Genomic DNA, 10,953 nt, shown 5'->3' with positions numbered 1-10,953 from the left:
GAAAAAAAATACTCAAGTTCCCGATGATTGCCCTTGTTCCAATTAATCTTAAACCCTACTAGGGATTGAAACGTTGCTCTAGGCATTTTTACCCAGTATCCCGACCCTGTTCCAATTAATCTTAAACCCTACTAGGGATTGAAACGATGCTGAATATGGGGCGTGAATTGATGGGAGCAAAGTTCCAATTAATCTTAAACCCTACTAGGGATTGAAACGAAAACGACTTAGATATACAGCTTGGCAACCTTGAAAGGTTCCAATTAATCTTAAACCCTACTAGGGATTGAAACCGCTGGCATCCTGAGAATCCCAATGATATCTATGTCTAGTTCCAATTAATCTTAAACCCTACTAGGGATTGAAACGTGCAGGTATCACCATCGTGGCAGCGAACTATTTTTGTTCCAATTAATCTTAAACCCTACTAGGGATTGAAACTCTTAAGTTGACTCAAGAATTCCGGAATAAGGATGTTCCAATTAATCTTAAACCCTACTAGGGATTGAAACCTGATTAAATCCAAGCCCGGATTACTGCCATTAATGTTCCAATTAATCTTAAACCCTACTAGGGATTGAAACTTGAATTGGACATTTGAGGATGGCAAAGGCATTGGTTCCAATTAATCTTAAACCCTACTAGGGATTGAAACATTGTATGATATGGATTTATCCGCAAAGCAGATTGTTCCAATTAATCTTAAACCCTACTAGGGATTGAAACGATTAAATTTGCCGCTTTGATTATTGGATTAAAATCTAAAGTTCCAATTAATCTTAAACCCTACTAGGGATTGAAACAACGTGCTATAATAAAAGAGCGAAAACCAATAGGAGGTTCCAATTAATCTTAAACCCTAATAGGGATTGAAACGGTAAATATGCTTATTGTTCCTCACTCTATTGTTATTCCAATTAATGTTAATCCCTATTAGGGATTGAAACACCCTAAAGATTCAACGGCATTAGAAGCGATTATCGCGCCAATTCAGACTTGAATTGGCGTTTTTGTTCAGAATTTAAGTGATTAGGGGCTGACCTAGATAGGGCTGGCTGAATAATGGTAAAACCCTTTTAAAATAAGGCTTTTGACCTGTTAAAATCCCATGTTCATGCTGCGAATATAGGATTGGGACATTCAAAAACCTGGCATTATTCTTTTTATAGTACGCAAACTGGTACAAAAAAGCAGGGCAACAAAGCCTGAAACGACCGACGACCGGCTACTGACGACCGGCTACTGACTCCTAACCCCACCAACAAACTTTTTGCCGCAAACCCTATCTAAAAATCAAACTCGTCTAACCCCGGTTGTGGGGGAGGAAAACGACTGCGAGGAGATTTTTTCGACTTTCTCAAAAAAGCGGGGATAAATGCGGCCATAAAAAATCCAATTCCCAAAGAAAAAGCCAATAAAACACCGATAGGTACTTTAATTGACTCAAATTGTAGAAACTTCAAAGAAACTGGTTGGATATTTTGAATAGCAAAAACTGCCATGGTCATAATCCAGCCGCCGACAATAGCACTAGCTAAAAAATTACTAATTGTATTCATGCTTGTCCTCGCCATGTTTGTGGGAGATTTTTTCAGGTTTTGTAGGCTAATTTCGCAGTTAGCTCCCTATTAATACCATTTTTCTTTATTCATGGTCTTCCTATCCATTAGTCGCATCTTTCTTAACATAAAATTTGACAAAAAGAGAAAAGTGTGCAAGATTGCTCAAGGGGGTTCTATGGGGAAAATAATTTGATCAGATAGTTTCCAAGTCTGGCTGATATCATCTAACCTTCCCAGTCCTAACCAAATAGTTTTAACACTAGGTTCACCGTCGCCTTTTCTACCTAAAAAAACCCCAAGAGAAGCCATCATTTTGACTGCTAAAGGTTGAAAATAGGGTTAATTCCCAAAATCAGATGTGGCACTTGCGGCGGCTAGATTTGCCGAGGCTTATGACACACTTGTACTAGGTTGCCTAGCCAAGTTTTCCACGATACTGATTAACCTTTTCTTTCTTCTCGTGTCCCCTAGGTCTGCATACTGTAATTCTTGGGCTGCCCATTTCTCCATTTTTTGCTTACCTCCACCTTGATTCCTTCTTTCAAAACTATACCTATCAATCGGTTCCCCTTTTTTTAAGTTTCTTCTCTTTTTGTTAAGAAAGCTCTGACTAACTGATTACTGATCACTGAAAAATCTCTTGTCTCTTAATCAAATTCTGATTTTAAATCCCGACGCATTAATTCATAAACGGCAACTTGGGGAGAAATTTCCCCGCGCAAAAGACGCTCAACTTGGCAGGTAATCGGTACATATAAATTTTTTTCTTGGGCAATTCTCATCAAAACTTCTGTGGTATTTATTCCCTCGGCAGTTCCCTCTAACTTCCCTAAAATCTCAGGCAAAGATAAACCTAAAGCTAATTGATAACCCACTTGATAATTGCGAGATAAAGGACTATTACAGGTGGCTAATAAATCCCCTAAACCCGATAAACCGAAGAAAGTTTCTTGACAACCTCCTAGACAAGTTCCCACCCGAACTATTTCCGATAAAGCGCGAGTTAACAGGGCAGATTTGGCATTAGTACCTAACTGTAAACCATCGCAAACCCCAGAAGCGATCGCCATGACATTTTTTAAAGTGCCACCTAACTCTGTTCCCAAGGGATCGCTATTCAGATAAACCCGAAAAGATTCTCCAGATAATAATTTTTGTAACAATATTGCCGCTTTTTGCTGATAACTTGCTACCACCGTCGCAGCGGGTAACCCTTGATTAATTTCTTTAGCTAAATTGGGACCGGAAAGAACCACAAGGGGATTAGCGGGAAAAGCTTGATTCCAAAGATGAAAGGGGGTACGAGTGGTGATTGGCTCTAATCCTTTAGTAGCGGTGACGATAATTGTGGGAGAATTTAATTGTAATTGCTGTAATTTTTCGATCGTTGGAACAACTCCTTTAATCGAAACTGCTGAAATAATTACCTCAGTATCTGCTATAATAGCCCCTAAATCTTCCCCAGTATGACGCGACCAAACCCTAACAGCTAAGTGATTAAGTCTAGCCAAATTAGCGAGAGTTTGTCCCCAAATTCCCCCACCTATAACCGTAATTTTCTTGGCATTTTCTAACAACTTTTATTCCCCTCCTTATTAGTGATCCCTGATCAGTGACTGGTTAGAAATGATTCGATTTCAAGGTTATGAGTCTTAAATGAAATTATTCACCGATTACTGATAAGTAGGTAGGTGTTAAAAGTTGTCAGACACCCCCCTTATCAAGGCGGGCAGGGGGGATCCCCCCGCCTATCGGCACCCCCCTTATCAAGGGGGGCAGGGGGGATCAGAGGCAAAATCTATCTTCAATTTAATTATAACTACTTACTTAACTGTTCACTGATAACTGAAAAAAATGACAACCTATCGCAATCCTGCCCCCACTGTTGATATTATCATCGAACTGATCGACTCGCCCCACCGTCCGATCGTACTAATTGAGAGAAAAAATCCGCCCTTTGGCTGGGCAATTCCGGGGGGATTCCTGGACTACGGCGAATCGGTGGAAACGGCGGCCATTCGGGAAGCTTACGAGGAAATCAGTTTGCAGGTGCAGTTAATCGAGCAATTTCACGTCTATTCCGATCCTAACCGCGATCCGCGTCAACACACCATTAGTATCGTTTTTATCGCCACGGCAAAAGGCCAACCGATCGCTGCCGATGATGCCAAAAAAGTCGGGATTTTTCATCTCTGGGAATTCCCCCAACCTTTATGCTTTGATCACGATCGCATTCTCAATGATTATCGTCGTTATCGGGATTATCAAATCCGTCCCAGACATTAGACCCCAACCTAGCTATAAAAGCAATCCTTGCCAAAAACGTCCCCGAAAAACCTTTAAAAAACTATACACTTCTGAGGGCGACAATCGGCTCCAATTTAGAGGCACGATAGGCGGGAAAAACGCCAAAAAAGAGACCAATACCCGTGGAAACGCTCAAAGACAGGGCGACGGCGGTGGCGGAAACAGTGGCGGCCAGGGGAGAGAAACTGGAGACGAGAACGATCGCTCCTGCACCGACGAGAATACCAAGCGCACCGCCGGCGATGGAAACGAGAGTTGATTCAATCAGAAATTGTAAGAGAATATCCTGTTCTCTGGCTCCGATCGCTTTTCTTAGTCCGATTTCCCCGGTTCTTTCCGAAACCGAAACGAGCATAATATTCATTACCCCGATACCACCGACAATCAGGGAAATACCGGCGATTAAAGCCAAAAGTAGGGTGAGACCCTGGGTAATCGTGGCGAAGATTTCGATCATCTGTTTAGCAGTTTCGACGCGAAAATCATCCTCAGCGACGATTTTATGGCGTAAACGCAGGAGATTCTGGATTTGGAACTTAGCGGCGCGGATTTCCTCCCCCGATCGCGCGGTGAGACTAATCCAACTCAACTCGACACCGTAGGGTCCGGTTTTGCCCACCAGTTGCGAGTTCATGGTGCTAAGGGGAATAATCAGCATTTCATCCTGATTATTGCCAAAAAAGGAGCCTTTCGCCTCTAAAATCCCGATCACCTCAAAACTGAGATTTTTGATCCGCAGCTGTTGACCAAGGGGATTTTGGGTGGGAAAAAGTTGCGCTGCCACTTCAGTGCCGATCACTGTTACCCGTTTGTTGCGGGCTAGATCGATATTATTGATAAAACGACCTTTTTCTAGGGTAAAATTGCGGACAGAAGCGTATTCTGGGGTGCTTCCCGTGACTAGAGCCGTCATGTTGCGATTACGATGGGAAATCAGGAAACGAGCGTTTATTTCCGGGGCGACTTCAGCGACGGTGGGAACCTGTTCGGCGATCGCCTGAGCATCGGCTAAAACCAAGGTTTTCGGTAAATTAACGGTGGTATTGCGTGCTTGTCGCGACCCTGGCACCACAAAAATGGTATTGGGTCCCAAGTTAGCAAACTGGTCATTGGCTAAGGTTTGCGCCCCTTGGCCAATACCGATCATGGCCACTACTGAAGCGTTACCGATGATAATCCCTAGCATAGTCAGGCCGCTACGCACTTTATTGGCCCCTAGGGTGGAGACGGCCATTTTTAAACTTTCGATGATAAACATATCAGTTATCAGTGGGGTGTGGGGTGTGGGGTGTGGGGAGAATAAATAAAATAACCTCCTGAATCCTGAATCCTGTCTCCTGAATCCTGTCTCCTGAATCCTGACTCCTGCCCGATCAGAAAAAAGACAATTTGGAGATATTTGTTAAGAAAAATTATTGAGATTTTTGATTAGTTTTCGAGGTATCTTCGGCTCCTTCGGGGAGATCGATAAAGACCTTTTCTCCAGCTTCCAAACCTGATAAAATTTGGGTTTTATCGTCTAAGACCAAACCGATCAAAACGGGTTGAAAACTGGGTTTATTTTCGGCATCGGGAACTAAAACCCCTGACTTGCCTTCCCGGGTGACAATGGCGACAGTCGGCACGACGAGGGCATTATCTAACTGCTGGCCGACAAAAGTTACATCCACATTCATTTTCGATTTGAGTTTGTCCCGTCCCGTCACCAAACCGATTCTCACTTCAAAAGAAGTAACATTATCCTCGATAATTGCTTCAGGAGCCACGAGAATAACTCGACCTTCAAAGACTTCTTCAGGAAAAGCATCGGCGACAATTCGCACTGGTTGGCCGCGCTGCAATAAACCCACATCTACTTCCGGCACTTTAGCAATCACTTCCAATCCCGATGCCAGGGCGATAATCGAGGTGGAAGTGGCGGAAGCGGTACTGGAGGCCGAAGTGGTGGGAGTGACAAAAGAACCCTCGGTGGCGTATTTTTGGGTGACGATGCCATCAAAGGGAGCAGTAATGACTGTATCGCGGTATTGAATCTTGATTTGCTCTAAATCGGCCCTGGCGGCCGCTACAGATGATTCTAGTCGAGCAAGCTCGGTTTCTTGGGTTTTTTGGCGTTGTTCGAGGGCAAATTTCGCTTCTGCGATCGCTGCTGCTGCTCGGATCATTTCCTGCTCAATTCCGGCCACTTCTGGGGAAGCAGTTTTATCTGCTTGTTCCAAACGGCGGATCGATTCGTCTAAATTGGCTTTAGCATTGAGATATTCATTGAGGACGGCATCAAATTGGTCTTGAGCGATCGCCCCTTCCCGGACTAAATTTTCATTGCGTTTAACCCGATTTTCTGCTAGTCGAAAACGGGATTGGGCTGCTTGTACCTGAGCTTGCAGCTGGTCTAAATCTTTGGGAATTCTTTCTTTGGCCTGAGCTAAACGGGCTTCTAATTGCTTATAACTGGCCTGGGCCTGATAAAATCGGGCTTGTAATTGCCGGATATCTTCGGGAATGCTGCGTTTAGCCTGTTCCAGACTGGCTAGAGCTTCCCGCAGACGCGCTTCTGACTGCATCCCTTGGGCATACACCTCTAAATTATCCATGACAGCGAGGGTTTGTCCCCTTTTAACAATCATGCCCTGATCTACCAATAATCGCACTAATCGGCCAGGGTTTTTCGGGCTAATGTTGACACTTTGGATTGGTTCCACCCTACCACTAGCTTTAATTTCCACAGCGAGGGTTTCCCGTCGAGCAGGAACGGTCATTTTCGCCAATTCTAGGCTAGGAGGAGGTGTTTGCAGCAAGCGATAAGAAACCACTCCCACCGCCAGAAAACCACTAGCCATGAGTCCGAATATCCAAAATAGGGGGCGATTTGATTTTCCCAACACGGTTATTGCCATCGATGAGCCGAAAGTTAATTGGTTATATACTAACGTCTCTAGAGTTGCCTTTGTTGTTTCTTTAGCCAACAACTCCCAAGCGAGATAGACTGATTAAAAAAGGCCTATCGCGGGGGTAAACTGTGCCAAAACTTCAATTAATCATTTCTTTGCTCGTTTTTTTCGTCGCTGGCAGCCCGCCGGCTTTTTCCCAAGCGCTACTCCCCTACGCCATCGAACCGGAGTTAGAACAGATGGAACAAGCGGGAATTGAAATGGCCGAAGATGCCATCCAATTAGCTCGTTTTCGCCGTACCGATGCGGCCCTCGGACGGGCTAAGTTAGCGGTGCAGTTAGCCCCCCATCTCTATCAAACTTGGTTTATTCTCGGTAGTTTATATCTGCAAGACGATCAGGTGCAACTCGGTATCGAGGCATTAAATCAATCTTTGGCTCTTGCTCCCGCCGATGCCCACGCTAATATTAAATTTTCCCTCGGTAGTGCCTATTTTCAGAATCAAGATTACAAGTCTGCTATTGCCCAGATTGAAGCGGGTTTGCAAATGAAACCCGATATCTCCCCCGCTCTTTTTGATCTCGGTAATTCCTATCTCAAGTTAGCACAATATCCTGCGGCGATCGCAGCTTACGAAAAAGCTGTTAGTCAAGATAAAAATTTTTGGGCCGCTATTAATAATATTGGTTTAGTTAAATACGAACAGGGCGATAAGGAAGCCGCTCTTAAAGATTGGCGGGCCGCTTTGAAAATTGATCCTAAACAGCTGGAACCTCAGTTAGCTATTGCGGTGGCTATTTATAGTCAAGGTAAAACTGAGGAGGGCATCAAATTAGCTCAGGCCGCTCTCACTAGCGATAGTCGTTATGTCAGTCTAAAATTTTTAGAGGAAAATCTCTGGGGTCAACGTCTTCTGCAAGACACGGAGAAAATGTTTAATCATCCCAAAATGAAAGATTTTATCGCTCGTTTACCACAACCAACCCCCGAAGTGGAGGAAGAAAATTAAGCTGATAGCAGCAAGCATTAAGATAACCCCTTAGTCAATTTGCTAGGAATTCTTGAGGCTTGCTCTAGCTAATTAGGGCTGGCTGAATATCGGTAGCAGCTTTGCTAAAAAATGGTTTTGGGACTTTATTAGCAAAACAACAAATTGTTTGCCGCAAACCCCACATACAGTACAATTATTATAGTTAAGGGTTTGAAAGGCCTAGGATGATGGCTAAGCAATCAAGGGCGATCGCGGTAACAGAATATGACAATAAGTGTCCTGAATGTCTGCACTTGGAGATTTTGGGAGAACCCCTTGCGCCTGAGTCTAAGGGTGTTTTTTCGCTTTTGAAAAAGTCTGATCCAGAGGCGTTTTCCCTATCGGTGCGGATTATTTTTAATCAGCAGTGGCTTGATTTTCGCTTTGGACGGGTTAAGTTTGGTTTGCGGGGGGGAGAGTTACGCTTAAAACTGGAGAATGGCCAAATGCCTTCTGAGTTGAGAAATGAGGCGTTGAAACAGATTTTAGCAAGGGAGTTGCAAATTGAACGTCAGTTAGGGGGAGAACAGGAAAACAAGTCTCAACTAGAAGGCTCTATAACTCCTGATTTATCGAAAGCAAGCTTAAAGGGAGTTGGAGAACAGCGTCAGAAAGAGTCCCAGGGGGATAAGTTTCAGCTTAAAATAGCGCAAATTAGTCACAAGGGAGCAAATAATCAGCCTGTGTGGGTGTTCGAGAATAGGACAGGTGAGCCTGTTTTGATTGGGGAATTAGCGGATTCCCTGGGTAAAATGTTAATTGCGGGTGTTCCCTGGAGCGTTGAAGCGACATTTACTCATGAAATGCGTCAGGTTGTGATTACGGGTTTAGAAAATTTATTTAAAGATGATATTTCTGGACACAAATTAAACGTATTTGAGTTAGCAGTAGCTAAGTTATTTTTAAAGCATAAAACCCAGCCCTATCTAAGTCGTCAGGTATTACGTTATGAGTGATGCAGATTTTATTCGAGAAGTTGAAGAACTGTACCTGCGTCTTGCTAATGCAGATACAGATGATCTGGTTGAGTTAGCTAAACTTGCGGGTTTAGACCCTAAAACAGATTTAGCCGACTCTGTTTGGGTTCCCTATCCCAGCGTTGGGGAATTTCGCCAGAACACCTTAGCGGCGGCGGTGCTGACAGATTATCTAGAAGAGCATGGGATAGAGGTAGATGCTGCGGCGGCTGATAATGCTCAAGTGGTACTACCCAAGCTAGGTAAACTGGAAGCTGTATTGATTCCTCAAGACTCTGGTGAAGAACTGTTCGATTTAAGCCAAATTAGGGTCGAAATTGACCTAAATCCAGCAACATTGGCCTATATTTTAATCGAGTTAGGGGAAGGAGGAGCTTGGTTAACTGGGGTTCTGTTGAGTTCGGACCTGCGTCAGGATTTCCCAGAAGGCGGCGCGGTGTCTTTGTCCATGAGGAAACCTATATCGGCGCTGTGGGAGGCTTACCGTCGGTGGGAAAACTGTCAGCAAATCATGGCGCAGTATATCGATAAACAAGGCTGGTCAGTGGAACAGCGATCGGAGGTAATCACAGTGTTAAACTGGGTATTGGACTATCGGTTGGAGTATGAACGTCCGACGCTATTAGGGGACTTTTTAGCAGAGAAGGCCAACGAGAATAATGAGAATTTTAAACCCTTAGTCTCGCGTCCAGAAGGGGTAAGGGGAGCAACGCCTGAGCCGTCTTCAGAGGGTGCGGTGGACTGGCTAGAGGTGGCGATGGATTTGCTTGATGAATTGGGAAAATGTATTTAAAAATAATAATATCAGAATGTAGGGTGCGTTGGGGGTACGGGCGAAGCATTCGGATAGGAAATCTAGGGTTTCAGTAATAGGTTATTGTCCGAATGCTTCGCCCCTACTCAATCATTTAACAATCCGTCGTAACGCACCACATCTATCATTAATTTAACTACTACTTGGTGCGTTACGCTATCGAAGGGCGCACCCTACTAATACTGTTCCCTGTTCCCTGTTATAAAATAGTAAGGTGATCATTAAAAAAGAGGTCAACAGATGCAAAACTTACGTCAGGTTTCTTTACTAACAAGTGGACAAGAGCAAGTCTTAACTATTCCTCCTGAACTTGCCCTATCAAGCACAGAGGTTTTGTTACGCAAAGAAGGTCATCGCTTAATCATTGAGCCGATTTCTTCTGGTTCTCTAATTTCTTTGCTGACTACTTTGCCAGACATTACAGACAATTTTCCTGATATAGATGAAGGGTTGCTTCCCCTTGATGACATCACATTTTAGTACCACCCAATGACCTATCAATATCTTCTTGATACTAACATTCTGTCAAATTTGATCAAGTATCCTCAAGGTCAGGTTTTCCGGCATATTGTAGATGTGGGCGAAGAAAGCGTTTGTACGAGCATCATTGTGGCGTGTGAATTAAGATTTGGAGTGGTTAAAAGTGGTTCCTCCCGTCTGGTGCAGCAACTAGAACGCATCCTGGAGTTCTTGACAGTTTTGCCATTAGAATCAACTGTAGATAAGCACTATGCCCTAATTCGTAAACATTTGGAGCAAGCAGGAACCCCAATCGGTCCAAATGATTTACTGATTGCTGCTCATTCTCTAGCGCTTGATTTGACTCTTGTTACCGCAAATATTCGTGAATTTGAGCGTGTTCCTGGTTTAAAGTTAGAGAATTGGTTGATTGATTCTGTAATAATTTTTGGGGGATAATTTGTCATAAATGATCTTGCTGATGATGGTTTTGTATATATTCTGCCACTACTTTTTTGCGGTTTTCTCGCAATGATAAATCAGGTGGAGCATTTTCTAAAAGATGCTGAGGATGACCTCCCCGGCGTTGTGATAAAGTTTTACGCGGTTTTAAGCTTTGCCAATGTTCGTAAATGAGTTTTTTCAGAAGTTCTTCTGAGCTAATATTCTCTTCGGAAATGATGTCTGCTAGATAGCTCTCGGTTTCTCGATCTAGATTAATCGATAACATTGTTACTTCATGGGATAAATCAATATCTTTGATTATAGCTTAAAATCCATGATCGCACTCACCCCCCATCCCCAATTGAGTTTGCTAGAGAAAAATTCGGGGTACGGGCGAAGCATTCGGATAGGAAATCTAGGGTTTCAGTAATAGGTTATTGTCCGAATGCTTCGCCCCTACTCAATCAT

At 43.7% G+C, this 10,953-nt stretch carries 12 protein-coding genes, 2 pseudogenes and 1 CRISPR repeat array; of the genes and pseudogenes, 7 read left to right on the top strand and 7 right to left on the bottom strand.

The window, feature by feature from the left end:
- Window positions 1-35: 35 nt before the first annotated feature.
- Window positions 36-947: direct repeats of the CRISPR family, unit length 37 nt; unit sequence GTTCCAATTAATCTTAAACCCTACTAGGGATTGAAAC.
- Window positions 948-1,286: 339 nt separating this feature from the next.
- From IM500_RS23040 to IM500_RS23025, 4 genes and pseudogenes are all read right to left on the bottom strand, one after another.
- Window positions 1,287-1,559, bottom strand: a complete 273-nt coding sequence (locus IM500_RS23040; RefSeq protein WP_002788612.1) for a lipopolysaccharide assembly protein LapA domain-containing protein — start codon at window positions 1,557-1,559, stop codon at window positions 1,287-1,289.
- Window positions 1,560-1,724: 165 nt separating this feature from the next.
- Window positions 1,725-1,880 (bottom strand): annotated as a pseudogene (locus IM500_RS23035) (IS4 family transposase); the annotation flags it as partial.
- 24 nt (window positions 1,881-1,904) lie between these two features.
- Window positions 1,905-2,072 (bottom strand): annotated as a pseudogene (locus IM500_RS23030) (IS4/Tn5 family transposase DNA-binding protein); the annotation flags it as partial.
- A 137-nt stretch (window positions 2,073-2,209) separates the two neighbouring features.
- On the bottom strand, window positions 2,210-3,139 hold the full coding sequence (locus tag IM500_RS23025) for an NAD(P)H-dependent glycerol-3-phosphate dehydrogenase (RefSeq protein ID WP_287739606.1): 930 nt from the start codon (window positions 3,137-3,139) through the stop codon (window positions 2,210-2,212).
- Between the two features lie 277 nt (window positions 3,140-3,416).
- Here IM500_RS23025 and IM500_RS23020 point away from each other — a divergent pair, with 277 nt between their 5' ends.
- Window positions 3,417-3,848 carry an NUDIX domain-containing protein gene (locus tag IM500_RS23020; RefSeq protein WP_190719859.1) on the top strand — a complete coding sequence of 144 codons (432 nt, stop codon included), beginning with the start codon at window positions 3,417-3,419 and terminating at the stop codon, window positions 3,846-3,848.
- Between the two features lie 61 nt (window positions 3,849-3,909).
- Here the strand turns inward: IM500_RS23020 and IM500_RS23015 are convergent, their stop codons facing one another.
- Both IM500_RS23015 and IM500_RS23010 read right to left on the bottom strand, forming a co-directional pair.
- A complete protein-coding gene (locus tag IM500_RS23015) occupies window positions 3,910-5,127 on the bottom strand; it encodes an ABC transporter permease (RefSeq protein ID WP_004159634.1) in 1,218 nt (405 codons plus the stop codon).
- Window positions 5,128-5,281: 154 nt separating this feature from the next.
- Entirely contained in the window at window positions 5,282-6,766 is a 1,485-nt protein-coding gene (locus IM500_RS23010) for an efflux RND transporter periplasmic adaptor subunit (RefSeq protein WP_190719856.1), read from the bottom strand.
- On the opposite strand from IM500_RS23010, the gene IM500_RS23005 reads away from it, so the two are divergent.
- The 6 genes from IM500_RS23005 (at window position 6,708) to IM500_RS22980 (ending at window position 10,500) form a co-directional block, all read left to right on the top strand.
- Entirely contained in the window at window positions 6,708-6,854 is a 147-nt protein-coding gene (locus IM500_RS23005; protein WP_172456229.1) for a hypothetical protein, read from the top strand. The genes IM500_RS23010 and IM500_RS23005 overlap by 59 nt on opposite strands.
- A gap of 34 nt (window positions 6,855-6,888) precedes the next feature.
- On the top strand, window positions 6,889-7,770 hold the full coding sequence (locus IM500_RS23000; protein ID WP_287739605.1) for a tetratricopeptide repeat protein: 882 nt from the start codon (window positions 6,889-6,891) through the stop codon (window positions 7,768-7,770).
- A 209-nt stretch (window positions 7,771-7,979) separates the two neighbouring features.
- The gene (locus IM500_RS22995; protein WP_190719838.1) at window positions 7,980-8,747 is read left to right on the top strand and encodes a hypothetical protein; all 768 of its coding nucleotides are present in this window, start codon (window positions 7,980-7,982) and stop codon (window positions 8,745-8,747) included.
- A complete protein-coding gene (locus IM500_RS22990) occupies window positions 8,740-9,561 on the top strand; it encodes a hypothetical protein (protein WP_287739603.1) in 822 nt (273 codons plus the stop codon). Before IM500_RS22995 ends, IM500_RS22990 begins: the two co-directional genes overlap by 8 nt.
- A 261-nt stretch (window positions 9,562-9,822) precedes the next feature.
- Window positions 9,823-10,062, top strand: coding sequence for an antitoxin (locus tag IM500_RS22985; protein ID WP_002793069.1), 240 nt, complete (start codon window positions 9,823-9,825; stop codon window positions 10,060-10,062).
- 9 nt (window positions 10,063-10,071) lie between these two features.
- On the top strand, window positions 10,072-10,500 hold the full coding sequence (locus IM500_RS22980; protein ID WP_287739602.1) for a type II toxin-antitoxin system VapC family toxin: 429 nt from the start codon (window positions 10,072-10,074) through the stop codon (window positions 10,498-10,500).
- A 4-nt stretch (window positions 10,501-10,504) separates the two neighbouring features.
- On the opposite strand, the gene IM500_RS22975 is transcribed toward IM500_RS22980, so the two are convergent.
- On the bottom strand, window positions 10,505-10,771 hold the full coding sequence (locus IM500_RS22975) for a hypothetical protein (RefSeq protein ID WP_287739601.1): 267 nt from the start codon (window positions 10,769-10,771) through the stop codon (window positions 10,505-10,507).
- Window positions 10,772-10,953 lie beyond the last annotated feature (182 nt).

Source organism: Microcystis sp. M179S2, from assembly GCF_020245805.1.
Taxonomy (GTDB): domain Bacteria; phylum Cyanobacteriota; class Cyanobacteriia; order Cyanobacteriales; family Microcystaceae; genus Microcystis; species Microcystis aeruginosa.
Note: the sequence above shows the minus strand (reverse complement) of the source record. Positions and strands in the feature narration are given on the sequence as shown.